Origin of the sequence: Caldimonas sp. KR1-144 (assembly GCF_049446155.1) — a bacterium.
GTDB lineage: Bacteria > Pseudomonadota > Gammaproteobacteria > Burkholderiales > Burkholderiaceae_C > Rivibacter.
In genome coordinates this window covers 18,793-42,833 of sequence record NZ_JBMSEE010000003.1, presented here as the reverse complement: position 1 = coordinate 42,833, position 24,041 = coordinate 18,793, and the positions used below count along the sequence as shown (strand labels likewise).

The following is a 24,041-nucleotide window of genomic DNA, read 5'->3' as shown; positions in this document are numbered from 1 at the left end:
ACAGATGGACGCCTACCTCCTCGACTGGGCCAACCTCCTGCTGCGCTGGGCCCACGTGGTCGTCGCGATCGCGTGGATCGGCTCCTCGTTCTACTTCGTCTTTCTCGACAACAGCCTTACCCCGCCCACCGACTCGGCCTTGAAGGACAAGGGTGTCAGCGGCGAGCTGTGGGCCGTGCACGGCGGCGGCTTCTACCACCCGCAGAAGTACCTCGTCGCGCCCAAGGCGCTGCCCGAGCACCTGCACTGGTTCTACTGGGAGAGCTACTCGACCTGGCTGACCGGCTTCGGCCTGCTCACGGTGCTGTACCTCTTCAACGCCGGCACGTTCCTCATCGACAAGAGCGTGCACGCGTGGTCGCCGGCCGCGGCGATCGCGGCGGCGCTGGGCTTGCTGGCCGTGTTCTGGCTGGTCTACGACGCGATCTGCCGCGTGAGCCTGCGCATGATGGGCGCCGCGGCCGACAAGGCGGTCGGCGTGCTCGTCGCGCTGGTGGTCGTGTTCGCCTCATGGCTGGCCTGCCAGCTGTTCGCCGGGCGCGCCGCGTTCTTGCTGGTGGGCGCGATGATGGCCACGGCGATGAGCGCCAACGTCTTCTTCTGGATCATTCCCGGCCAGCGCAAGGTGATCGCGCAGATGAAGGCCGGCGAGCCGGTCGATCCGGTCCACGGCCAGCGCGCCAAGCAGCGCAGCGTGCACAACACCTACTTCACGCTGCCGGTGCTGTTCTCGATGCTCAGCAACCACTACGGCACGCTCTACGGCCACCGGCACAACTGGCTGGTGCTGGCGCTGATGATGCTGGCGGGCGCGCTGATCCGGCACTTCTTCGTCGCGCGCCACCAGCGCAAGGTTGCGGGCCGGCCCGCGCCGTGGGGCTTTGCGATCGCTGGGACGCTGCTGCTGGCGGCCGTGGCCGTGTGGCTCAAGCCGGCACCGACGTCGGCCGCGGCGCAGGCCGCGCCGCCGGGCTTTGCGCAGGTGAGGGTGGTGATCGAGCAGCGCTGCGTGATGTGCCACAACGCGCAGCTCGCCAACAAGAACGTCGCGCTGCACACGCCCGAGCTGATCGCGCAGCACGCGCAGCAGGTCTACCAGCAGGCGGTGGTGCAAAAGCTCATGCCGCTGAACAACGCGACGCAGATCACCGAGGCGGAGCGCGCCCTGATCGGGCGCTGGTTCGAGGCGGGCGCGCCGACGCGCTGAACCGCCCGGCGGCTCAGGCCACGTTGCGGCCGAGGAACTTCCAGCCCCCGGAGAGCTTCACGAAGACGAAGCCGGTGGCGGCGTCGTGGAAGACCTCGTGCGACGCGAGACCGCCGTCGCGGCCGGCGAAGGCCCAGCCCTGGGGCAGCTTCACGAACACGAAGTCCGTGGCGCGGTCGTGGAACACGTCGTAGACCTCGGCGCGGCTCGCGACGGCGGTCGTTTCGTTGCCCAGCACCGAGGCGTGGGTCGTGGTCAGGCCGAGCGCAAGGGTGATGGCGGCGGCGAAGGCTTGGATGCGGTTCATGGGTACTCCGTGGACAGGTCGTGGATGGCGGCCGGTCGGGCGACCGGCAGTCCCGCAACGGGTAGCCGACATCCCTGGTAAGGGATAACCCTAGTATAGCGGCAACCTTGCTGCGCCGCACAAACTGGCGTAGAGCAGGTTGAGTCTCATCGTCTGCGAGATCCCTCGAAGAGAATCCTCGTCCCGGTCGACCGCAATCACCGCCTTCACCGTGACCGACGAACCGACGAGCGCGTTCCTGGCCGCGTCCCCGTGGGCGACGGCGCTGTCGCCCGAGCAGCTGCGGCGCGTGCGCAACGAAGCCACCACGTCGCGCTTCGCGGCCGGCGCGACCGTCTGCGTGCGCAACTCGCCGGCGCAGCACTGGCTCGGCGTCGCCGAAGGCATGCTCAAGCTCGAGACCATCGCGTCGGACGGGCGCACCACCACCTTCGCCGGCGTGCCCTCCGGTGCCTGGTTCGGCGAAGGCGCGGTGCTCAAGGGCGAACCGCGTCCGTACTCGGTGATCGCGATCCGCGACAGCGTGGTGGTGTTCGTGCCGCGCCAGGTCTTCCTCGAGCTGCTGGAGGGCAGCCAGGCCTTCAGCCGCTGGCTGATCGACCAGCTCAATGCGCGGCTCGCGCACTACGTCGCGCTGGTGGAGAACTTTCGCCTGAACGACTCGACCGCGCGGGTCGCGTACTGCCTGTCGGAGCTGTTCAACCCGCAGCTCTATCCGAACACCTCGCCCAAGCTGGCGATCTCGCAATCGGACATCGCGCGGCTGAGCGGGCTGTCGCGCCAGATCACCAATCGCTCGCTGCAGGAGCTGCAGGAGTCGGGCCTGATCCGCGTCGGCTACGGGCGCGTGGAAGTGCTGGACCTGGCCCGCCTGCAGCGGGCCGCCCAGACGGGTTGAGGCTTCAGAACGGGCCGGTGGCGGTGGCCACGTGCATCACCGGCACCGCCTGCTCGACCGCGGCGCGCTCCTGCGCGGCCAGCGCGCGCGCGAAGCCCTCGCGTTGCTGCAGCCGCTCCCAGTAGGCCCGCACGGCCGGCTTGAACGAGGCCTCCAGTCCGATGTGCTGGGCCAGCATCAGGGCGTAGCCGACCGAGATGTCGGCCGCCGTGAAGCGCCGGGCGCAGACGAAGGCCTGCGCCGCGAGCAGCGGCTCGAGCGTGCGCAGCCTCGACAGGAACCAGCGCGTGTAGTCCTCGACGACCTGCGGCTGCTGGCGCTCGGGGGCCTCGAAGCGGCCGTAGCGCAGCACCAGCGTCTGCGGAAAGGTCAGCGTCGCTTCGCCGAAGTGCAGGAAGTTCAGGTAGGCGCCGAAGTCCGCTTCGTCGACCTCCACGTTCAGCGCCCGCGGCGAGTGCCGCGCGGCGAGGAACTGGCAGATCGCGGCCGATTCGGTCATGCGCGTGGCGCCGTCGAGGAAGGCCGGGATCGTGCCCAGCGGATTGACTTCGAGGTAGGCGCTCGCCGTCAGCCGGGGCGGGAAGGCCAGCATCTTGAGCTGGTAGGGCAGCCTCAGTTCCTCCAGCATCCACAGCGGCCGGAACGAGCGCGCGCTCATGCAGTGATAAAGGGTGATCGTCATCGCAATGGTCGTCCTGGCCCTGGTCTCATGCCTCGCCGGCCAGCCGCGTGATCGCCTCGCGGCTGCCGGCAAGCTCGCGCAGGCGGAACTTCTGGATCTTGCCGGTCGCGGTTTTCGGCAAGGCGAGGAAGCGCACCTGCCGCGGGCACTTGAAGTGCGCCAGCCGTTCGCGGCAGAACTCGACCAGCTGCGCCTCGCTCACCGACGCCGCATCCGACCGCAGCTCGACGAAAGCGCAGGGCACCTCGCCCCACTTGTCGTCGGGGCTGGCCACGACGGCCGCGCCGAGCACGGCGGGATGCTGGTGCAAGACGTCCTCCACCTCGACCGACGAGATGTTCTCGCCGCCCGAGATGATGATGTCCTTCTCGCGGTCGGTGATCTGCAGGTAGCCGTCCGGATGGACGACCGCGATGTCGCCGGTGTGGAACCAGCCGCCGGCAAAGGCCTTCGCGGTGCTGGCCGGGTTCTTGAGGTAGCCCATCATCACCGTGTTGCCGCGGATCAGGATCTCGCCCGCGGTGCGGCCGTCGTGCGGCACCGGCTGCAGCGTCTGCGCGTCCGCGACCATCAGCCCTTCGAGCGCCGCGGCGCGCACGCCCTGGCGCGACTGCAGGCGCGAGCGCTGGCCCGCGGGCAGCTCGTTCCAGGCCGGCTGCCAGGCGCAGCTGACCGGCGTGCCGCAGACCTCGGTGATGCCGAACACGTGGTCCACCTCGAAGCCCATTGCCGACACCTTTTCCAGCACCGCCGCTGGCGGCGGCGAACCCGCGGTCAGCACCCTCACGCGGCGCGGCAGCGGCTCGCGGCCCTGTGCCGGGCCATCGGTGAGCATCGCCATCACGGTCGGCGCGGCGCAGAAGTGATCGACGCCGTGCTCGGCGATCGCCTCGAAGATCGCCGGCGCCGTCACCTTGCGCAGGCAGACGTGGGTGCCGGCCGCCGCGGTGATGGCCCAGGTGAAGCACCAGCCGTTGGCGTGGAACATCGGCAGCGTCCACAGCTAGACCGGGTCGCGCGGCAGCGGCCAGCTGGTGAACTGCAGCAGGCTCATCAGGTAGGTGCCGCGATGGCTGGCCACCACGCCCTTGGGATCGCCGGTGGTGCCGGAGGTGTAGTTCAGCGCGATCGGCGCCCATTCGTCGGCCGGCGGCACGCCGGCGAACGCGGGGTCGCCTTCAGCCAGCAGCGACTCGTAGTCGGTCGCGCCGATCGACACGCCTTGCGGGCCCAGCGCGTCGTGGATGCCGATCACCAGCGGCGGGTGCTCGAGCAGCGCGACGGCGCGCGCCGCCAGCGCCGCGAACTCGCTGTCCACGAGCAGCAGCTTGGCCTCGCCGTGGCGCAGGATGAAGGCGACGCCTGGCGCGTCGAGCCGGCAATTGATCGCGTTGAGCACCGCGCCTGACAGCGGCACGCCGAAATGCGCCTCCAGCATGGCGGGCGTGTTGGGGGCCAGGATCGAGACCGTGTCGCCGCGCCGCACGCCGCGCCCGACCAGCGCCGACGCCAGCCGGCGGCAGCGCTCGCGGGTTTGCGACCAGGTCTGGCGCTGCGGCCCGTGGACGATGGCGACGCGCTGCGGATAGACATCGGCGCAGCGGTCCAGGAACCCGAGCGGGCTCAGCGGAACGTGGTTGGCGAGGTTGCGGTCGAGGCCGTTCGAGAACGCGGTGGGGCTCATGCGGTTGTCTCCATGCGCAGCGTGCTGTGGCGCCCAGTGGAGCAGCCCGCCCGGCGATGAACTGTCAGAGCTCGGACAGTCCAGGGTTTCTCCTAGAGAAACCGTGGCGAGGCGCCGCGCCGGCCGCGCTGCGGGAACGACCCTTGCCCGAGCCGGCCACGCCGCCGCCGCGTCGGCGCGGCATCAACCATCGAAAGGGGCATACCCATGGGATCCAAGGCGACGGATGCGCAACGGCTGCAGGAACTGCTGTACGAGGCGCTCGAGACCGAGGCCGGCGGCATCCAGATCTACGAAGCGGCACTGGAATGCGCCCAGAACGAGGACCTGAAGAAGGAATGGGGCGAGTACCTCGAGCAGACCCGCACGCACCACGAGGTGCTGCTGGGCGTGTTCGAGGACCTGGGGCTCGACGCCGGCGCGCGCACGCCGGGCTGCGAGGTGGTCGCGCATCTCGGCCAGTCGCTCGTCGAGGCGATGCGCATGGCCCAGACGCGCGCGACGCCGAGCGCGGCCGAGCGCGTGGCCTGCGAGTGCGTCGTGCTGGCCGAGACCAAGGACCACCTGAACTGGCAGCTGCTCGGCCACTTCGCCGAGCGCCAGAGCGGGCGCGCCGCCGAAGTGCTGAAGAAGGCGCACGACGAGGTGATGAAGGACGAGGACCACCACCTGTTCCACTCCAAAGGCTGGTGCCGCGAGCTGTGGATCGACGCGCTCGGCATGCCGGCCGTGCTGCCGCCGCCCGAGGAGGTCAAGCAGGTCGAGACGGCGATCGGCGCGTCGCGCGCGGAGCAGTCGCGCGAGCGCATGCTCAAGCGGCAGCGCTGACGCGACGCCAGAACGGGAGAACGACATGGCCCAGTACGGCAAGAAGGCGTCCGAGAAGGTCGAGCGGGCGGTGCACGAGCAAAAGCACGGCACGCTGCGCTCGGGCACGTCGGGCAAGAAGGTCACGAGCCGCAAGCAGGCGGTGGCGATCGGCCTGTCCGAGGCGCGCAAGGCCGGCGCCAAGGTGCCGCCGCCCAAGAAGGGCTCGCGCAGCCATTGAGAGCGGCCGCCGCCAAGGCCCGGCGCGCGTCGCAGGGCGTGCTCGCGCCGGCGCTGCCGCGTTCGCGCGTCGCGCTGCTGCTGGTCGACCTGATCAACCCGCTGCAGTTCGACGGCGCCGAGGACCTGGCTGCGCCGGCGGTCGCGGCCGCGCGCTGCACCGCGGCGCTCAAGCGCCGGCTTGCGCAGCAGGGCGTGCCGGCGATCTACGTCAACGACAACTTCGGCCACTGGCAATCGGACTTTCGCGGTGTGATCGCGCGCTGCCGCCGCAGCGGCGGGCCGGCGGCGGCGCTGGTGCGCCTGCTGGCGCCGCGCCGCGACGATCTCGCGGTGCTCAAGCCGCGGCACTCGGCCTTCTACGGCACGCCGCTGGACCAGCTGCTCGAACAGATCGGCGCGCGCGAACTGGTGATCGCCGGCCTGGCCACCGACCTGTGCGTGCAGTTCAGCGCGGCCGATGCCTACGTTCACGGCTACCGCCTGTGGGTGCCCGAGGACTGCACGGCGGCCGAATCGGCCGAGCGCAAGGATGCCGCGCTGGCCTGGATGCGCGAGGCGCTCAAGTGCCGCACGACGGCGGCCGGCGGCACTTTGCGATGATCGCGGCATGACCGCCGCACTGCACTCCGCTGCCGCCCCCGATCCCCGCCGCGACCCGCGCGGCTTCCTGCGCGCGCTGTACGACACCGCCGTCGCCCGCGCCCAGCCCGCCGAGGTCATCGCCGACTTCCTGCCGCCGCCGCCCAAAGGCCGCACGCTGGTGATCGGTGCCGGCAAGGCCGGCGGTGCGATGGCCGCGGCGGTCGACGCGCTGTGGCCGGCGGAGGCGCCGCTGTCGGGCCTGGTCATCACGCGCTACGACCACGTGCCCGCGGCCCACCGCGCGCGGCCCGGGCGCATCGAGGTGGTCGAGGCCGCGCATCCGGTGCCCGACGCGGCCGGGCTGGCCGCCACGCGCCGGCTGATGGAGCTCACGCGCGGGCTCACGGCCGACGACCTCGTGCTGTGCCTGATCTCCGGCGGCGGCTCGGCCCTGCTCACGCAGCCGGCGCGCTGGGGCGACGACGGGCCGGGCGGCAGCCTCACGCTCGACGACAAGCAGCGCATCAACCGCGCGCTGCTCGAAAGCGGCGCCGCGATCGGCGAGATGAACTGCGTGCGCAAGCACCTCTCGGCCGTCAAGGGCGGGCGGCTCGCGGCGATGTGCGCGCCGGCGCGCGTGGTCACGCTGCTGATCTCCGACGTGCCGGGCGACGAGCCGGCGGTGATCGCCAGCGGCCCGACGGTGCCCGACGCCACCAGCTGCGCCGACGCGCTCGCGATCCTGGAGCGCTACCGCATCGACGTGCCCGCCGCCGCGCGCGCTGCGCTGCAAGACGGCACGCTCGAGACGCCCAAGCCCGGCGACGCGCGCTTCGCGGGCCACGAGGTGAAGCTCATCGCCGCGCCGCAGGCCTCGCTGGAGGCGGCCGCGGCGCTGGCCCGCGCGCACGGCCTCGAGGCGCACATCCTGAGCGACGAGATCGAAGGCGAGTCGCGCGTGGTCGGCGCGCTGCACGCGGCGCTGGCGCGCCAGGTCGCGCACCGCGGCCAGCCGTTCAAGGCGCCGTGCGTGATCCTCTCCGGCGGCGAGACCACGGTGACGGTGCAGCGGCGCGAAGGGCTCAAGCTCGGCCGCGGCGGGCGCGCCGGCGAGTTCCTGCTCGGCTGCGCGCAAGCGCTCGCGGGCCAGCCCGGCGTGCACGTGATCGCGGCCGACACCGACGGCATCGATGGCGTCGAAGACAACGCCGGCGCGATCGTCGCGCCCGACACGCTTTCGCGCGCTCGCTCGCTCGGCCTGTCGGTGGCTGACCACCTCGACCGCCACGATGCCTATGGCTTCTTCTCGGCGCTGGGCGACCTGGTGGTCACCGGGCCGACCTTCACCAACGTCAACGACTTCCGGGGGGTGCTCGTATGCTGACCGCTGCCTTGCCCAGCCATGAAGGCTTTCGCTGCGAGGTGCTGGCCGAGGCCGACTTGCCGGCGCTGCAGGCCTTCTTCGAGGCCAATCCCGAGTACTTTCATGCGGTCTGCGGCGAGCCGCCGCGCCCCGACGAGGCGCGGCAGGAGTTCGACGACCGGCCGCCCGAAGACATGCCCTACGAGGGCGTGTGGCTGCTGGGCTTTCGCGACGTCGCCGGCGAGCTGGTTGCGATGGCCTCGGTGCTCGGCAACTTCCTCGCGCCGGGCGTGTGGCACATCGGCCTGTTCATCGTCGCCTCGCGCCTGCACGGCAGCGGCGTCGCGCAGCAGACGTACGCCGCGCTCGAAGGCTGGATGCGCGCGAGCGGCGCGCAGTGGATCCGCCTCGGCGCGGTGATCGGCAACGCGAAGGCCGAGCGCTTCTGGGAGAAGATGGGCTACGCGGAGGTGCGTCGGCGCGATGGCGTGCCGATGGGGCAGCGCGTCAACGACCTGCGGGTGTTCGTCAAGCCGCTGGGCGCGGCCGGGGTGGACGACTACCTGAGCGTGGTGCCGCGCGACCGGCCGGCGTCGGCACTGCCGTAGGCGCCGCGCTCACGCGGCCGGCGCCACCCGCGACGCCAGGTCCGACGTCAGCACCCGCACCCGGTCGGCCAGGTGCAGCGCCATGTTGGTGATCAGCTTGGCGGTCAGCGCCGGGTGCTGCTGCGTCAGGCGCTGGAAGGACTCGAGCGACATCACCAGCGCGGTGACATCGGACTCGGCCACCGCCTCGGCCGAACGCGACGAGCCGCCCAGCACCGCCATCTCGCCGATCGACGCGCCGGGCGCGAACGAGACCAGCCGGCGCATCGTGCCCGGCAGGCGCAGGCCGATCTCGCCGCGCAGGCTGATGTAGATCGCGTCGCCCGGATCGCCGACGCGAAACAGCACCTGGCCCTTCGCAAACTCGTGCTGCGTCAGCTCCGCGGCGAGCAGCTCGAGCTCGTCGGCTGTGAGCCCGCGCGCGATCATGGTCTCGGCCAGCGCGAGGCACTGGTCGTCCGGGCGCTCGATGTGCAGCTGTTCGAGCAGGCGGTCCTCGGCTTCCTCGAGCGCGGCGTCGGCGTCGTCGTCGAAGCGCGGCACGGCCAGGCCTTCGCTGCGCGCCACCGCGGCCATGGTCGCGCGGCGCGGGTCCTGCGCGTCCCATTCGGCGAACACCAGGGTCTTGCCCATGCGCTGCCAGTCCTCGGCCGCTTCGCCGAGGATGCGCGCGGCGGTGACGTCGAGCTCGCCGACGCGGTGCAGGTCGAGGATGGCGGTGTCGACCTGCGGCGCCAGCCCCTGCAGCTCGGCGCGCAGCGCGTCGGCGGTGCCGAAGAACAGCGGTCCTTCGAGGTCGAGCACGGCCAGGCGCTGGCCGTGGCGCCGCAGCGCCTCGCTCACGGCCGGCGAGCGCGTCTTCAGCGAGCGGCACTGATCGCCGCGGCGCACCAGGCGCACCACGTCGCGCAGGTTGGAGCGCACGAACAGCAGCACCGCGAAGGTGGCGCCGACCAGCACCGCGAGCCCCAGGCCCTGCGCCACGCAGCACAGCGCAACGACCACGGTGACCAGCCAGTTCGCGCCGAGGTCGCGCTGGCGTTGCCCGTCGCCGTCGCGCCGCTGGCGCCACAGCTCCAGCGGCGTGAGCCACAGGCTCGACGACACCATCGACAGGCCCAGCGCCACCAGCACGCCGCCCACCGCGCTGACCGGCAGCACGCCCAGCAGCTGGGGCGCGAGCAGCAGCACGCCCAGCAGCGCGGCGGCGTAGGCAAGCACGATGTGGCGCTGCTGCGGCGAGCGCGTCACCAGGCCGGTCGAGGCCGGGATCGCGGGCGATGCCGGCAGGCCGCCGACCGCGGCCGAGGCGAGGTTCGCGATGCCCTGCGCGACGAGCTCGCGATTGGCGTTGCGGCTTCGGCGCAGCCGGCCGTCGATCAGCGAGGCGGCCAGCAGCGCGTCGAGGCTGATCACCAGCGCGGCCGTCAGCGCATAGCCTCCCAGCAGCGCGAGCACGGCCGGGTTGCCCAGCAGCGCGCCCCACGGTTGCGCGCCGACGCTGGCGCCGAACCAGAACGGCGGCCATTGCGGCACGCCGACCGTGGGGCCGAGGCTGTCTCGCAGCCAGGTGTGCGCGAAGGCCGCCTGCAGCGCGGTCGCGACGCCCAGCGCCAGCACGACCGGCGGCACGCGCCAGTGGCGGTGTTCGCCGATCCAGGTCAGCGCCAGGGCCGTGAGGCCGACCACCAGCGCGAGCGGATGGACCGGCAGCTCGGCCAAGCCGGCATTGAAGCCGTGGCCCATCACGGCGGTCGAGGCGCTGCCGATCAGCAGCAGGCCGACGCCGGTGGCCAGGCCGGCGCGCACCGGCTGCGGCGTGTACTTCACCAGAGCGCCGATGCGCAGCAGGCCGAACAGGGCCGTCAGCACGCCGCCCGCCGCGATGCCCAGCGCGACCAGCCCCAGCACCTGGGCCGGCGCCTCGGTCGCCGGGCCGGGCACGAGCGGCAGCAGTGCGGCAACCAGGCCGGTGGTCAGCAAGGCGAGCGCCGCGCCGGCATCGACCGCCAAGCGCCCGCCGCCGGCCAGCGAGGACACCGCGCAAGCGATGGCAGCGCCGAAGAGGGCGAGCGCCATCGCCGAAGCGCTGAAGGTGGCGCCCAGCGGCGCGAGCGCCATCAGGCCGTAGGCCGCGTTCTCGGGCGCATGCGTCAGCGCGCTCGACAAGGCGGTCCCGGTGGTCGACAGCCGTTCGCTCCAGGCGGAGCCGCGGGACGGTTCGGACGCTGACTGCGAAGCGATGGCGGAACCTCCCGTCGGGCTGCGGGTGATGCTCGGCTCGGCTGCGCCGGCCGCAGGGATGATAGTGGCGACCTGCGGCTTCTGTCCGAGGCGACGTGCCCGTATGCTGCGCCCCGCCGTGAGTGCCGGCGCGTGGATCGCTCGCTTTCGGTGTCTACGATCAACCAACGCTCAACAGGGATCCGAACCCATGAAGCTTCGACTCGCACTGGCCATCGCCTGCACCGCGGCCATCGTCTCGCCGCTGGCGACCGCCCAGTCCAATGACGAGGGCGCGAAGGTCCTGCAGGCGCAGGAGTACTGCTACGCGGTCGCCGGCATGGCCAACATGACGGTGCTCAACCGCAACGCGGGCAAGACGCTGGACGAGCAGCTCGCGCTGCGCAAGACGTCGCTGGGCGAGGGCTCGGCGGAGTACAAGCTCGCCGCCGATATTGCGAGCCAGGTCTACGAGAAGGACTTGAAGGCGCCGCTGCCCGTGGCGACCGACGTGCTGCGCGGCTGCCTGGAAGCACGCGGCGCCGGCAAGCTCTACAGCCGCAAGGCGACCGAGGTGTGCCCGGCCATCGGCCTGCTGGTCGCCGAAGTCTCGGCGGCGCGCTCGCGCGGCGCGACGGCCGAGCAGGTGGCTGCGCTGGTCGGCGATCGCTACGGCAGGCTCTCCAGCACCTATGGCGGCGGACTCGAGAAGCTGTCGGCGAAGTACGCCGAAGGCGCCAAGCCGGACAACGGTTCGCTGGACTACACGATGTGCATGATCCAGGGGATGAGCGGAGCGCGTTGATGGGACCGACCCGGCCCATACCCTCGGCTTGACCGCGGCCGATAGTCATCGTACAACCGCCCCATGTCCGCTCTCGCCCCCGTCCGCCGCAAGCCCCGCTCGCTGACCCTCGACCTCGTCGATGCGCTCGGCGACCGCATCCGCGACGGCCGCCTCGCGCCCGGCGACAAGCTGCCGACTGAAGCCGAGGTGATGGAGGAGTTCGGTGTCAGCCGCACCGTCGTGCGCGAGGCGATCTCGCGGCTGCAGGCGGGCGGCCTGGTGGCGACGCGGCACGGCATCGGCAGCTTCGTGGTCGGGCCGGGCGACGGCAGCGCGTTTCGCGTCTCGCCGCAGCAGCTGGCGACGCTGCACGACGTGATCGCCGTGCTCGAACTGCGCATCGGCCTGGAGACCGAGGCCGCGGGTCTCGCGGCGCAGCGACGCGACGAGAGCGATCTCGCGGCGATGCGCGAGGCGCTCGACGCCTTCGAGGCGGCGGTTGCCGCGGGTCGCGACGCCGTGAGCGCCGACTTCCGCTTCCATCTCGCGGTGGCGCGCGCGACGCGCAACCCGCACTTCGCGGGCGTGCTCGCGGCGCTGGACACCTCGATCATTCCGCGCGCGCGCATCGCGCTGCCGCGGCAGACCAAGGCGCAGCAGCGCGAGTACCTGCGCCGCGTCAACGCCGAGCACGAGAGCATCCTCGACGCGATCGCGGCGCAGGACGCCGAGGCCGCGCGCGCCGCAATGCGCACCCACCTCGCCAACAGCCGCGAGCGCCGCCGGCGCGCCGCCGCGCAACAGGGCGCCTGAACCCTTCGGACCGCACGGGCTTGCATGTCGCTCGAACTAGGTTGTACGATGACATACAACAGAAGTCAAAAGGCTTCGTCGGACAAGAAGGCCTCAGGCCTCGCCGCTTTCGCCAGCGTCTCGCGCGCATCGAAGACGCTGCTTTCGATCCACCTCGTCGAGGAGACATTTCCATGAAGCGTCTGCTGGCCGCTGTTGCGGCTCTCGGTCTCATCTGGTCCGGCGCCGCGCAGGCCTGGCCCGACAAGCCCGTCACCGTCGTCGTACCGTTCCCGCCCGGCGGCTCGACCGACACGCTGGCGCGCGCGCTCGCGCCCAAGCTGCAGGAAAAGCTCGGCCAGACCTTCGTGGTCGACAACAAGGCCGGCGCCACCGGCACCATCGGCGCCGGCCAGGTCAAGCGCGCCGCGCCCGACGGCTACACCTTGCTGGTCACCTCGCTCGGGCCGCTCGTGATCGCGCCGCACCTGATCAAGGGCGGCGTGCCGTACGACGCGACCAAGGACTTCGATCTCATCACCGTGGCCGTGCAGGCGCCCAACGTGCTGGTCGTGCCGGCGGCCTCGCCGTTCAAGAGCGCGGCCGACGTCGTCGCCGCGATGAAGAAGGAGCCGGGCAAGCTGAGCTTCGCGTCGTCGGGCAACGGCTCGTCGGACCACCTGACGATCGAGCTGCTCTGGCAGCAGACCGGCACCTCCGGCGTGCACGTGCCCTACAAGGGCGGCGCACCGGCGATCTCCGATCTGCTCGGCGGCCAGGTGGATGCCTCGTTCCAGAACGTCAACGCGGTGATGCCGCACATCGTGGCCGGCAAGCTGCGCGCGCTCGCGGTCACCGGCGACAAGCGCAGCCCGGTGCTGCCGGATGTGCCGACGCTCGCCGAGGCGGGCGTCAAGGGCGTCGACGTCTATTCGTGGCAGGCGGTCGCCGCGCCGCGCGGCCTGCCGGCCGACGTGAAGAGCAAGCTGCACGCGGCGGTGATCGCGGCGCTGAACGACGCGGCGGTGCGCGAGCAGTTCACCAAGGTCGGTTTCGAGGTGGTGGGCAATACGCCGGAGCAGTTCACGCAGTTCCAGCAGAAGGAGTTCGTGCGCTGGAAGAAGGTCATCGAGACCGGAAAGATCACCGCTGATTGAGGCCCGGCCTTGCCCTCACCCCACCCCTCTCCCGCGCGCGGGAGAGGGAGCCAGATAGCGCATCTCAGGCATTGCACTCCCTCTCCCGCGGGCGGGAGAGGGCAGGGGTGAGGGTCCAGCCCGCGGCGTCATCCATCAAGCCATGAACACCACTCCCGTCATCACCTCGCTGCGCGCGATTCCCGTCGCCGGCCGCGACAGCATGCTGCTCAACCTGAGCGGCGCCCACGCCCCGTACTTCACGCGCAACCTGCTGGTGCTCGAAGACAGCGCCGGCAACACCGGCGTCGGCGAGGTGCCGGGCGGCGAGAAGATCCGCCAGACGCTGGACGACGCCAAGTCCCTCGTCGTCGGCCAGCCGATCGGCGACGTGCAGCGCGTGCTGAGCCGCATGCGCCACGCCTTTGCCGACCGCGACGCCGGCGGGCGCGGCCTGCAGACCTTCGACCTGCGCACCACGATCCACGCGGTCACCGCGGTCGAGTCGGCGATGCTCGACCTGCTGGGCCAACACCTCGGCGTGCCGGTGTGCGCGCTGCTCGGCGAAGGCCAGCAGCGCGAGTCGGTCGAGATGCTGGGCTATCTGTTCTTCGTCGGCGACCGCACGAAGACCGACCTGCCCTACGCGACGCCGCAAGACGAGGCAGCCGACGCCGACGACTGGCAGCGCCTGCGCCACGAGGCCGCGCTGACGCCCGGGGCGGTGGTGCGCCTGGCCGAGGCCGCGAAGGCGCGCTACGGCTTCAACGATTTCAAGCTCAAGGGCGGCGTGCTCTCGGGCGAGGCCGAGGTCGAGGCCATCGTCGCGTTGCACGAGCGCTTTCCCGAAGCGCGCGTCACGCTCGACCCCAACGGCGGCTGGCTGTTGAAAGACGCGGTGCGCCTGCTGCGCGACCTGCGCGGCGTGCTGGCCTATGCCGAGGACCCGTGCGGCGCCGAAGAGGGCTTCTCGGGCCGCGAGGTGATGGCCGAGTTCCGTCGCGCCACCGGTCTGCCGACGGCGACCAACATGGTCGCGACCGACTGGCGCCAGATGGCGCACGCGCTCGCGCTGCAGTCGGTCGACATCCCGCTCGCCGACCCGCATTTCTGGACCATGGCCGGCTCGGTGCGCGTCGCGCAGAGCTGCCGCGACTGGGGCCTCACCTGGGGCTCGCATTCGAACAACCACTTCGACGTCTCGCTCGCGATGTTCACCCACGTCGGCGCCGCCGCGCCGGGCAAGGTGACCGCGATCGACACGCACTGGATCTGGCAGGACGGCCAGCGCCTGACGAAGCAGCCGCTGCAGATCGTTGGCGGCCACGTGCAGGTGCCGGCCAAGCCCGGCCTCGGCGTCGAGCTCGACATGGCCGAGGTCGAGCGCGCCCACCAGCTCTACCTGCAGCAGGCCTTAAGCGCGCGCGACGACGCCGTGGCCATGCAGTACCTCATTCCCGGCTGGCGCTTCGACCCGAAGCGGCCCTGCCTGGTGCGCTGATCGGCAAGACGACACCTCATCAAGGAGACAAGACGACATGAAGACGAGCCTCACCCGCCGCCACTGGCTGCAGCTGGCCGCCGGCACCGCCTCGCTGGCCCTCGCCGGCTTCGCGCAAGCGCAGTCCTGGCCGAGCCAGACCGTGCGCATCGTCGTGCCGTACTCGCCCGGCGGTTCGTCGGACATCATCGCGCGCGCGATCTCGGGACCGCTCTCCGAGGCGCTCAAGCAGACCGTGATCGTCGAGAACAAGCCGGGCGCCAACGGCAACACCGGCACCGACTTCGTCGCCAAGGCCAACGACGGCCACACCTTCTTGCTGTGCGACGTCGGCGCGCTGGCGATCACGCCCTCGGTCTACAGTCGCCTGCCGTTCGATCCGAGCAAGGATCTGAAGAGCGTCGCGATGCTCGCCTACTCGCCGCACCTGCTGGTGGTGCACCCGTCGGTGCAGGCCGCCAGCCTCAAGGAACTGGTGGAGCTGTCGCACAAGCAGAAGCTCAACTTCGCGGTCACCGCGATCGGCAGCGCACCGCACCTGGCCGGCGTTGCGGTCGAGAAGGCCACCAAGGCCGAGTGGACCTACATCCCCTACAAGGGCGGCGCGCAGGCGATCGGCGACACCGTCGCCGGCCAGACCCAGGTGCTGATGAACGGCATGCTGGCGACGCTGCCGCACGTGCAGTCGGGCAAGCTCAAGGTGCTGGGCGTGTCCAAGTCGACCCGCGTGCCGCTGCTGGCCAATGTGCCGACGATCGCCGAGCAGGGCGTCAAGGGCTTCGAGTCCGGCACCTGGCAGGGCGTGCTGATGCCGGCGAACACGAAGCCGGAGGTGATCGCCAAGCTCTCGGCCGAGCTCACGCGCATCATCCGCTCGCCCGAGGTGCGCGAGCGCCTGGTCTCGCAAGGCGCCGAGGTCTACACGATGACGCCGGTCGAGATGAGCACCTTCTTCGAGAAGGAGCGCAAGAACTGGGCGACGGTGGTGGCGCAAGGCGGGGTGAAGATCGAATGAAGCGGGTTCTTCTCGCCGGCCGCATGACGCCCGCGCTCGAAGCGCGGCTGCGCGAGGCCTACGAGGTCACCAGCCTGGCCGACGCGGCCGACCCCGCCTCGCTGGTCGCCGCGCACGGCGCGCGCTTCGACGGCCTGGTCACCTCGGCGGTCTACGGCGCGAGCGCCGAGCTGATCGCGCAGCTGCCGAACCTGAAGGTGATCTCCAGCTTCGGCGTCGGCCTCGACCGGCTCGACCTCGCGGCCGCGCAGGCGCGCGGCATCGTGGTCGGCTACACGCCCGACGTGCTCAACGACTGTGTCGCCGACCTCGCGATCGCGCTGATGCTCGACGTCGCGCGGCGCGTCTCGGAGGCCGACCGCTTCGTGCGCCGCGGCGCCTGGGCGGTGCCGGGCCAGGCGAGCTTTCCGCTCGGGCGCAAGGTCAGCGGCGCGAAGCTGGGCATCGTCGGCTTCGGGCGCATCGGCCAGACCATCGCGAAGCGCGCGCTGGGCTTCGAGATGGACATCCGCTACCACACGCGCCGTCCGGTGGCGGGCGCGGCATGGCCGCACGAGCCTTCGCTGGTCGAGCTGGCGCGCTGGGCCGACTACCTGATCGTCATCACCGCCGGCGGCGCCGGCACGCGCCATCTCGTCAACGCCGAGGTGCTCGACGCGCTGGGCCCCGAGGGCTTTCTGATCAACGTCGCGCGCGGCTCGGTGATCGACGAGCAGGCGCTGGTGCAGGCACTGGCCGACAAGCGCATCGCCGGCGCCGGGCTCGACGTCTTCGAGCGCGAGCCGCGCGTGCCCGAGGCGCTGTTCGCGCTCGACAACGTGGTGCTGCTGCCGCACGTGGCCAGCGGCACGCGCGAAACGCGCCAGGCGATGGCCGATCGCGTGTTCGACAACTTGGCCGCCTTCTTCGACGGCCGGCCGCTGCCCAGCAGCGCCCTCCAGGAATCACCATGAGAGAAAACCGCCTGCGCACGCTGTGGCGCAACGACCAGGCCGCCATCAACGGCTGGCTGGCCATTCCCAACAGCTTTGCCGCCGAGACCATGGCCCACCAGGGTTGGGACACGCTGACCATCGACTTGCAGCACGGCGTTGTCGACTACCAGGCGATGGTGACGATGCTGCAGGCGATCTCGACCACGCCCACCGTGCCCATCGTGCGCGTGCCCTGGCTCGAACCCGGCATCATCATGAAGACGCTGGACGCCGGCGCCTACGGCGTGATCTGCCCGATGGTCAACACGCGCGAGGACGCGCAGAAGTTCGTCGCCTACACGCACTACGCGCCCAAGGGCACGAGAAGCTTCGGCCCGGTGCGCGCGCTGCTCTACGGCGGCGCGGACTACCCGCAGCACGCCAACGACACCATCGTTCGCTTCGCGATGATCGAGACCGCGCAGGCGCTCGACAACCTGGATTCGATCCTCTCGGTCGAGGGCCTGGACGCGGTCTACATCGGGCCGAGCGACCTCTCGCTCTCGCTGGGCTGCCGGCCGGTGTTCGACGACGTCGACGCGCCGGTCGCGCAGGCGATCGAGCACATCCTCGAGCGCGCCACCGCCCACGGCCTCAAGGCCGGCGTGCACAACGGCCGCACCGACGTGGCGCTCGCACGCGTGGCCAAGGGCTTTCGCTTCGTCACCGTCGGCTCGGACGCGCGCCTGCTCGCGGCCGGCTCGCAGGACATCCTGAAGAGCATGCGCGCGGCGCCCGGTGCGGCGCTCGGCGGCGGCTATTGATCAACGACACAAGGACATCGACATGAAACTCGGATTCATCGGCCTGGGCATCATGGGCACGCCGATGGCGGGCCACCTGCGCGCCGCCGGCCACGACCTCTTCGTCAACACGCGCAGCCAGGTGCCCGCCGCGCTGCTCGAGGCCGGCGCGGTGGCGTGCAAGACGCCGGCCGAGGTGGCGAGCAACGCCGAAGTGATCTTCACGATGCTGCCGGACACGCCGGACGTCGAGAAGGTGCTGTTCGGCGAGAACGGCATCGCCTCGGCGCTCGGCAAGGGCAAGACCGTGGTCGACATGAGTTCGATCTCGCCGATCGAGACCCAGGCCTTCGCGCAGCGCGTCGAGGCCACCGGCGCCGACTGGCTCGACGCCCCAGTTTCCGGCGGCGAGGTCGGCGCCAAGGCAGCCTCGCTGACCATCATGGTCGGCGGCAAGGAAGAGACGTTCGCGCGCGTGCAGCCGCTGTTCGCGCTGATGGGCAAGAACATCACCCACGTCGGCGGCGCCGGCGCGGGCCAGGTCACCAAGGTTGCCAACCAGATCATCGTCGCGCTCAACATCGCCGCGGTCGGCGAGGCCCTGGTGTTCGCGAGCAAGGCCGGCGCCGACCCGGCCAAGGTGCGCGCCGCGCTGATGGGCGGCTTCGCGTCCAGCCGCATCCTCGAGGTGCACGGCGAGCGCATGATCAAGCGCAGCTTCGCGCCGGGCTTCCGGATCAAGCTGCACCAGAAGGATCTCAACCTCGCGCTGCAAGGCGCCAAGGCGCTGGGCGTGAGCCTGCCGCAGACGGCGGGCGCGGCGCAGCTGATGCAGGCCTGCGCGGCCAACGGGCTGGCGGATGCGGATCACTCGGCGCTGGTGAAAGCGCTGGAGCTGATGGCGAATCATCCGGTGGCGCAGGGGTGAAGTCGGGCCTGGCCCTCACCCCTGCCCTCTCCCGCTCGCGGGAGAGGGAGAGCTTTCCGTTCTGCTCCCTCGCCCCGCTTGCGGGGAGAGGGCTGGGGTGAGGGGTGCGTCACCCGACTCACTCCAGCCGGATCTCCCCGTCGTATCCCACCTCGAGCTGCAACGCCGCCACGCGCAGCGTCATCGTCGCCGCCAGCGTCTCGCCGCCGCCGAGCTTGCCGTCGGCGATCGCCTTCTGGACCGCGTGCTCGATCTCGCGCTGCGAGCTCACGCCCACGGTCTTGAGGAACTTGCGGATGCTGAGGTTGAAGGTTTCCTCGTCCATCGTCGTCTCCATCAGGATGCCGGCGGCGCCAGCACGGCAGCCACCGTCTCGCGCATGCGCTGCCAGTGCGTGCCTTCCCAGAACACGCGCTCGCAGGCGCTGCAGGCGGTGAAGCGCTGGTAGCGCTCGCGCACCATCGGCGGCAGGCGCGCTTCGACCAGGGCCTTGTCGATCGGCCGCAGCAGGCCGTTGCAGTCCAGGCAGCGCGTGAACGGCCGTGCCGAACGCGCGAGGTCGAGGCGCTCGAAGACTTCTCGCAGCTGCGCCTCGCTGCGAAGCGCGCGCACGTAGCAGCCGTGCGTGATGCCGCGGCGCTTGAGCAGGTCGCGGTCGCGCGTGAGCACGATGCGCTGCTGCTCGCGCGCCAGGCGCTCGATCGCGTCGTCCGCGAAGGCGTTGTCGTAGAGCGTGTCGAAGCCGGTCAGGCGCAGCAGATGGGCCAGGCCGCCCAGGTGCGCGTCGGCGACGAAGCGCAGCTCGCGCAGCGGCTGCGTGCGCACGCGCAGCAGCGGCGTGATGTCGAAGGCCTCGAACTTGGGGTAGACCGCGACGCGGTCGCCCTCGGCGACCAGGCGATCGAAGCCGACCGACTCGCCGTTGACCAGCACCAGCTCCACCTCGGTGTGCGGCACGCCCAGCGCCTCGATCATGTGCTTGGTCGTGGCCGCGCGCGCGCAGCGGCGGGCGAAGGCGCGCCCGCGCCGCTCGGGCGCGAGAAAGTCGTTCAGCTCCTCGTAGAAGCGGAACGTGGCGGTTGCCACCGCACCGCCCGGCCAGGCCGATCAGTGGGTGCGATCGCCGCTGATCGCGCCGTGGCGCGAGGCGCTCATCAGCTCGTGGAACTGCGCGCGCGACAGCCTCAGCAGGCGCTCGTGGTCGCCGGCCTCGACGTAGACCACGTCGTTGGCTTCCAGCTCGTCGTCGACCACGGTCTCGATGCCCCAGGCCATGCCGAACGCCGGCACGGCGCCGCGGTCGCAGTCGGCAAAGGTCTTGGCGACGCAGTCCTCGTCGGCGAGGTGAAGGTCTTCGCGGCCGAGCATGCGCGAGAGCTCGCCGAGCCGCAGCGCACGATCGGCCGGCAGCACCGCGACGATGTAGCCGTCATCGTCTTCGAGCAGCACCGATTTGGCGAGCTGGTGCGGCGGCACGTGGGCGCTGTGGGCGGTCTCGTAGCTGCTTCGGCTGCGGCCGTGGGCGAACACGTCGTAGCGGGCGCCGCGCTCGTCGAGGTAATGAACCAGGCGGGTGGGTAGGGACATGAGAGCCTCCATGCGTGATGCGAGGTCTTGCCGTTGCGGCGGCGCTCGGCTGCCGCAGCGCTAGATCAGTTTGCGCCCGTGCCGGCGCGATTGCCAGTCGCGCGGATGTGCGAGGAGGCGCTCGCTATCGGCTGACCGTTGGCGATGGTGTTGCGCGTCGGTGCGTCGCGCGCAGCAGCTCGCGCCGGTGCCAGCCGCGGCCCGCCCGGATCGGGTACTCGGCGACATGCAGGCCGTCGGCCGAGGCGATCTCGACGTACAGCACGGTGCCGTCGGCGGCGTCGTGTTCGCAGACGTAGGCCACCAGCGGCTCGGCGGGCGAGTCGCGCAAAAGGCGCTCGAACAGCGCGTGGCGCGCCGCCGGCACGCGCACGTCGGCCAGCCCGCGCGAGGCGGCCGGGACCCAGGAGGTGCCGAGCAGCTCGCCCGGGATGCAGGCGTCCATCTCGATCGCGTAGACCTGGCCCTCGCTGGTCATGCCGCGGCGGATGTTGCGCCGCAGCGCGAAGAAGAGCTCGTCGAAGGCCGCATTGATGTCCGAAGACTCCATGAAGCGCTGCGCCCGGCCGCCGCGATGGTCATGCAGGCAAGGGTCGAGCGCCCAGTCTTTGAGGTTGAAGCGGCCAAGGTTCATGGGTCGGTCTTCGGCGTTGGCAGCCGCAAGCTTGAGGCCGCCTGTCGCCTGCGACGTAACCGGGCGTCACACGGCGTGTGGCTGCCAGGCATGCGCCGCCTCGCCGAGCACGAAGCGCCCCAGCCCGGCGGCCGCCTGCGGCAGCCGGAACATGAGCTCACCGCTTGGCGAGATCACCGCGCTGCGGCCGGTCTTGGCGCCTTGCTCGGGGTAGTTGAGCGACTCGGGCCAGTTGGACTGCACCACATAGGCACCCAGGCGCTGCGCGAGTTGTTGCGCCTGCTGCACGTGCTGCGGCGGGTCGATGTGCTCGTCGCCGTCTTGCGGACCCATCAGGCCGGGCCAGAACACCAGCTCGGGCGCCTGACCGGCCAGATCGGCGCAGACCTCGTCGTGGTCCTCGATCTCGCGGCAGATCACGCCGCTGCAGCGCAGGCCCTGCAGCATGAGCACGGGGCGCTGCTGCCCGCGCGCGAAGAAGGTGGCCTCGGGGTCGGTGAGGCCGCGCTTGTCGACCGTGCCGACGTGGCGGCCCTGCTCGTCGATGAACAGCAGGCTGTTGAGGATGCGGCCCTCGTCGGCAAAGGTGGGCGCGCCCAGCACCGCGGCGATGGCGTGCCGCGCGCAGGCCGAGCGCACCTGCGCCAGCCACCCGGCCACCGCCTCGGGCCGTGCCTCGCGCGCGATCTGGCGGTGAAAGCCGGTGAGCGCCAGCTCGGGGAACACGCACAGCTGTGCGCCATCGGCCGCGGCCTGGGCGAGCAGTCGCACGATCGCGGCGGTGTTGTCGTCGCCGCGCCAGTGCATGGGCGGCTGGGCGATGGCGAGGTTCAGGGCCGGCAGAGGCGGACGGTCGAGGGGCAAGGCGCAACTCCGAGCAAGGCGTTGTGCGCGATTCTGTCTGGCGCCCGCGGCGCTGCTGTCAGCGGTACTTCGCCGCCGTGATGAACTGCCCGAAGCTCTCGCACCAGACGATGGCGGTGGTGTATTGCGCCGGGTCCACCGAGGCCGGCACCGCGACGACGAAGTTCTGGAAGGTCCTCACGTCGCCCACACGCACCATGCGCGACTTCAGGCGCAGGAAGTCGGCCTCGGTCTCGACGAACTCGGGCGAGAGGTAGAGCTTGTAGTCCGGCCCTGGCGCGATCTCGCCGACCAGGCCAATGCTCGCGCGCCCGACGGTGAGCGTGCCCTCGCCCCAGTGCAGGGCGTCGCTGTCCTTGAGGTTGCGGCGGAAGTGGCCGGTGAAGAGGCTGGGGCCGGCTTGGTCGGCGACCTGGGCGGCAGTGGGGGCGGGCGGCGCGGTGAGGATGGGAAGGGCGTAGATGCCGAGGGCAAAGCCGGCGGCTGCGGCGAGGAGGTGCGTGGCGGCGAGGAGGAGCGGCTTCATGGGCGTTGGTCGCTTGAAGGGCGCGATCCTTTCACGTCAGTCGCGTGCCGCGTCTGGGCTGTTCGCTCTGCAGCGGTTGTTGCCGTTCGACATGCCCCCTCCAACGCGCTCTGCGGCCCTATGTGTGCCGCCGTACGGACAGGCGCCAGCGGCGCTCGATCATGCCCGTATGGAGTCCAGCAGCTTCAGGATCGACAGCGACCGAACCACCGGGTTGGCGATCGACGACACGCGGGCGCGTGGTCTTCGCCTGCAGCAGGACCTGCAGCAAGCGCTGCAGCGGGCCCGCTTTGGCGACTGCTTGGGTGAGGTGGCGCGGCTTGCGGTCGACAGGCGCGACACGCCGAGGCTGCTCCAAGAGGTGCCGCGAGCGGCCGCCAAGGCCCTGGACGTCGAGCATGCGAAGGTCGACCTGCTGAGCACGGACCGGCTGTCGTTCCGGGTCGCCGCCGGGGTGGGCCTGCTGCCCAACGAGGAAATCGACTCGTGCGTCGCCAACCGAGCCGACACGCTGGCCGGTTGGGTCGCCGCAGAGGCGCAGGCGTCGGTCGTCAGCCCTGGCCGGCGTGGGCCAGTCTTCGCCGACACGGGCGTCTATGGGGCCGCCGGCCTGACGAGCGCGCTGGCGGTGCCGCTTCTGGACGGCGGCCGCGCGATCGGTGTGCTGGCGGTCCGGGCGCGCGGCGACAGGCCGTTCGCCGTCGAGGACGTGCGTTATCTGGAAACCCTGTCGAGTCTGCTCGCCGCGAGCCTGCAGCGCATGCGCACCGAAGAGGCGCTCAGCCACTCCCAGGGTTTGAAGAGTGTCGGCCAGCTCACGGGCGGCATCGCGCATGACTTCAACAACCTGCTCACGGTGATCTCGGGCAACCTGCAGGTGCTCGAGGACATGCCGGCGATCGCATGCGATCCGGAGATGCGCCAGATGGTCGGCGCGGCTTCGCGTGCGGCCAGGCGAGGCGCGGAGCTCACGGGCAAGCTTCTCGCGTTCTCGCGTCGCCTGGTGCTGCAGCCGGTGCGGGTCGACGTCGGGGCGCTGCTGCGACCGCTCGCCGACATCCTTCGCCGCACGCTGGACGAGCGCATCCGCATCACGCTGGACGTGGCGCCCGGCTGCCCGCCTTGCCTGGTCGATCCGGGGCAGCTCGAATCCGCCTTGCTCAACATCGCCATCAACGCGCGCGACGCGATGCCCCAAGGGGGCACGCTGCGCTTCACTGCGCGGGCCGTCGGCGAGGCACCTCCCGGGGCGGGCACCGAGCGTCTCGCCGCGGGCCACCCCGGCTACGTGGCCATCGCCATCGGCGACACGGGCGCCGGCATGACCGATGCGGTCAAGCAGCGCGCATTCGAGCCCTTCTTCACCACCAAGGAGATCGGCCGCGGGACGGGCTTGGGCCTGAGCACGGTGTTCGGATTCGTGGAGCAGTCGCAAGGGGCGGTGGCGCTCGACAGCACGCTCGGGACGGGTACGACGATCACGCTGTACCTGCCCAAGCACGTCGACGCGGAGGTCGAAAGCCTCGACGTTGCGACGCAGGCCAGCGTGCCGCGAGGACTGCGGGTGCTGCTGGTCGAAGACGACGCCGAGGTCCGCGCGATCGCTCAGAGCCTGCTCGCGGCGGCAGGCTGCGAGACGACGGCAGCCGCCAGCGGCGAGGAGGCCATTGCGCTGCTCGCATTGCTCGTGGCGCGCGACGGTCGCGCACCCTTCGACCTGCTGCTGACCGACATCGGACTCGGCACGGGCATGCGCGGCACGGAGCTGGCGGTAGAGGTCCAGCGGCTGTCGCCTGCCGTCCCGGTGCTTCTCGTATCGGGCCTTTCCGGCGAACAGCTCGAAGCGCCCGTGGCCTGGCCGCTATTGCACAAGCCGTACGGCCGTGCCGAACTCGCGCAAGCGATCGCTCAGGCGCTGCACCTGTGAGCACCTGATGGTCTGACCGCACC

Annotated in this window: 25 protein-coding genes and 1 pseudogene; 16 read left to right on the top strand and 10 right to left on the bottom strand. The window is 71.2% G+C overall.

The annotated features are described in order from the left end of the window. Positions 1-4: 4 nt before the first annotated feature. Positions 5-1,207 carry a urate hydroxylase PuuD gene (locus ACO2TI_RS08115; protein WP_423283413.1) on the top strand — a complete coding sequence of 401 codons (1,203 nt, stop codon included), beginning with the start codon at positions 5-7 and terminating at the stop codon, positions 1,205-1,207. A 13-nt stretch (positions 1,208-1,220) separates the two neighbouring features. On the opposite strand, the gene ACO2TI_RS08110 is transcribed toward ACO2TI_RS08115, so the two are convergent. Next, entirely contained in the window at positions 1,221-1,514 is a 294-nt protein-coding gene (locus ACO2TI_RS08110) for a hypothetical protein (RefSeq protein ID WP_423283411.1), read from the bottom strand. Positions 1,515-1,725: 211 nt separating this feature from the next. On the opposite strand from ACO2TI_RS08110, the gene ACO2TI_RS08105 reads away from it, so the two are divergent. Continuing rightward, entirely contained in the window at positions 1,726-2,412 is a 687-nt protein-coding gene (locus ACO2TI_RS08105; protein ID WP_423283409.1) for a Crp/Fnr family transcriptional regulator, read from the top strand. Between the two features lie 4 nt (positions 2,413-2,416). Here ACO2TI_RS08105 and ACO2TI_RS08100 read toward each other — a convergent pair whose 3' ends face one another. Together ACO2TI_RS08100 and ACO2TI_RS08095 are read right to left on the bottom strand one after the other, a co-directional pair. After that, positions 2,417-3,094 (bottom strand): glutathione S-transferase family protein, encoded by a 678-nt coding sequence (locus ACO2TI_RS08100; protein ID WP_423283407.1) that lies wholly within the window; start codon positions 3,092-3,094, stop codon positions 2,417-2,419. Positions 3,095-3,119: 25 nt separating this feature from the next. Further along, a pseudogene (locus ACO2TI_RS08095) lies at positions 3,120-4,778 on the bottom strand (AMP-binding protein). Positions 4,779-4,985: 207 nt separating this feature from the next. On the opposite strand from ACO2TI_RS08095, the gene ACO2TI_RS08090 reads away from it, so the two are divergent. The 5 genes from ACO2TI_RS08090 to ACO2TI_RS08070 are packed head-to-tail and all read left to right on the top strand — an operon-like array spanning position 4,986 to position 8,381. Continuing rightward, positions 4,986-5,606 carry a hypothetical protein gene (locus ACO2TI_RS08090; protein WP_423283406.1) on the top strand — a complete coding sequence of 207 codons (621 nt, stop codon included), beginning with the start codon at positions 4,986-4,988 and terminating at the stop codon, positions 5,604-5,606. Between the two features lie 25 nt (positions 5,607-5,631). Next, positions 5,632-5,826, top strand: a complete 195-nt coding sequence (locus tag ACO2TI_RS08085) for a DUF6496 domain-containing protein (RefSeq protein WP_423283404.1) — start codon at positions 5,632-5,634, stop codon at positions 5,824-5,826. Next, positions 5,823-6,428, top strand: coding sequence for a cysteine hydrolase family protein (locus ACO2TI_RS08080; protein ID WP_423283402.1), 606 nt, complete (start codon positions 5,823-5,825; stop codon positions 6,426-6,428). Before ACO2TI_RS08085 ends, ACO2TI_RS08080 begins: the two co-directional genes overlap by 4 nt. Positions 6,429-6,435: 7 nt before the next feature. Next, positions 6,436-7,794 (top strand): glycerate kinase type-2 family protein, encoded by a 1,359-nt coding sequence (locus ACO2TI_RS08075; RefSeq protein WP_423283401.1) that lies wholly within the window; start codon positions 6,436-6,438, stop codon positions 7,792-7,794. Beyond that, positions 7,788-8,381, top strand: a complete 594-nt coding sequence (locus tag ACO2TI_RS08070) for a GNAT family N-acetyltransferase (RefSeq protein ID WP_423283400.1) — start codon at positions 7,788-7,790, stop codon at positions 8,379-8,381. The genes ACO2TI_RS08075 and ACO2TI_RS08070 overlap by 7 nt, the downstream gene beginning before the upstream one ends. A gap of 9 nt (positions 8,382-8,390) precedes the next feature. Here the strand turns inward: ACO2TI_RS08070 and ACO2TI_RS08065 are convergent, their stop codons facing one another. Beyond that, positions 8,391-10,550, bottom strand: a complete 2,160-nt coding sequence (locus ACO2TI_RS08065) for an SLC26A/SulP transporter family protein (RefSeq protein ID WP_423283398.1) — start codon at positions 10,548-10,550, stop codon at positions 8,391-8,393. Between the two features lie 265 nt (positions 10,551-10,815). Between ACO2TI_RS08065 and ACO2TI_RS08060 the strand changes: the two genes are divergently transcribed. From ACO2TI_RS08060 to ACO2TI_RS08025, 8 genes are all read left to right on the top strand, one after another. Next, positions 10,816-11,409, top strand: a complete 594-nt coding sequence (locus tag ACO2TI_RS08060) for a hypothetical protein (RefSeq protein WP_423283397.1) — start codon at positions 10,816-10,818, stop codon at positions 11,407-11,409. Between the two features lie 63 nt (positions 11,410-11,472). Next, complete coding sequence (locus tag ACO2TI_RS08055) at positions 11,473-12,204, top strand: FadR/GntR family transcriptional regulator (RefSeq protein WP_423283396.1); 732 nt, start codon at positions 11,473-11,475, stop codon at positions 12,202-12,204. Between the two features lie 173 nt (positions 12,205-12,377). Continuing rightward, positions 12,378-13,340: a Bug family tripartite tricarboxylate transporter substrate binding protein gene (locus ACO2TI_RS08050; protein ID WP_423283395.1), complete on the top strand. Its 963-nt coding sequence runs from the start codon at positions 12,378-12,380 to the stop codon at positions 13,338-13,340. 142 nt (positions 13,341-13,482) lie between these two features. Further along, on the top strand, positions 13,483-14,820 hold the full coding sequence (gene gudD / locus ACO2TI_RS08045; protein WP_423283394.1) for a glucarate dehydratase: 1,338 nt from the start codon (positions 13,483-13,485) through the stop codon (positions 14,818-14,820). A 37-nt stretch (positions 14,821-14,857) separates the two neighbouring features. After that, a complete protein-coding gene (locus tag ACO2TI_RS08040; protein ID WP_423283392.1) occupies positions 14,858-15,835 on the top strand; it encodes a Bug family tripartite tricarboxylate transporter substrate binding protein in 978 nt (325 codons plus the stop codon). Beyond that, entirely contained in the window at positions 15,832-16,788 is a 957-nt protein-coding gene (locus ACO2TI_RS08035) for a 2-hydroxyacid dehydrogenase (protein ID WP_423283390.1), read from the top strand. The genes ACO2TI_RS08040 and ACO2TI_RS08035 overlap by 4 nt, the downstream gene beginning before the upstream one ends. Continuing rightward, entirely contained in the window at positions 16,785-17,573 is a 789-nt protein-coding gene (locus tag ACO2TI_RS08030) for an HpcH/HpaI aldolase family protein (protein WP_423283388.1), read from the top strand. Before ACO2TI_RS08035 ends, ACO2TI_RS08030 begins: the two co-directional genes overlap by 4 nt. 22 nt (positions 17,574-17,595) lie before the next feature. Next, positions 17,596-18,480 (top strand): 2-hydroxy-3-oxopropionate reductase, encoded by an 885-nt coding sequence (locus ACO2TI_RS08025; RefSeq protein ID WP_423283386.1) that lies wholly within the window; start codon positions 17,596-17,598, stop codon positions 18,478-18,480. 118 nt (positions 18,481-18,598) lie between these two features. Here the strand turns inward: ACO2TI_RS08025 and ACO2TI_RS08020 are convergent, their stop codons facing one another. The 6 genes from ACO2TI_RS08020 to ACO2TI_RS07995 form a co-directional block, all read right to left on the bottom strand. Beyond that, positions 18,599-18,805 (bottom strand): DUF6494 family protein, encoded by a 207-nt coding sequence (locus ACO2TI_RS08020; protein WP_423283384.1) that lies wholly within the window; start codon positions 18,803-18,805, stop codon positions 18,599-18,601. 11 nt (positions 18,806-18,816) lie between these two features. Beyond that, on the bottom strand, positions 18,817-19,566 hold the full coding sequence (locus ACO2TI_RS08015) for a Mut7-C RNAse domain-containing protein (RefSeq protein ID WP_423283382.1): 750 nt from the start codon (positions 19,564-19,566) through the stop codon (positions 18,817-18,819). Between the two features lie 21 nt (positions 19,567-19,587). Beyond that, positions 19,588-20,067 carry an aminoacyl-tRNA deacylase gene (locus ACO2TI_RS08010; RefSeq protein WP_423283381.1) on the bottom strand — a complete coding sequence of 160 codons (480 nt, stop codon included), beginning with the start codon at positions 20,065-20,067 and terminating at the stop codon, positions 19,588-19,590. A 124-nt stretch (positions 20,068-20,191) separates the two neighbouring features. Further along, positions 20,192-20,701, bottom strand: coding sequence for a hypothetical protein (locus tag ACO2TI_RS08005; protein ID WP_423283380.1), 510 nt, complete (start codon positions 20,699-20,701; stop codon positions 20,192-20,194). Between the two features lie 66 nt (positions 20,702-20,767). Continuing rightward, entirely contained in the window at positions 20,768-21,565 is a 798-nt protein-coding gene (locus tag ACO2TI_RS08000; RefSeq protein WP_423283379.1) for a carbon-nitrogen hydrolase family protein, read from the bottom strand. Positions 21,566-21,623: 58 nt separating this feature from the next. Next, the gene (locus tag ACO2TI_RS07995; RefSeq protein ID WP_423283377.1) at positions 21,624-22,091 is read right to left on the bottom strand and encodes a DM13 domain-containing protein; all 468 of its coding nucleotides are present in this window, start codon (positions 22,089-22,091) and stop codon (positions 21,624-21,626) included. 169 nt (positions 22,092-22,260) lie between these two features. Between ACO2TI_RS07995 and ACO2TI_RS07990 the strand changes: the two genes are divergently transcribed. Beyond that, positions 22,261-24,018, top strand: coding sequence for an ATP-binding protein (locus tag ACO2TI_RS07990; protein WP_423283375.1), 1,758 nt, complete (start codon positions 22,261-22,263; stop codon positions 24,016-24,018). Positions 24,019-24,041: the final 23 nt, after the last annotated feature.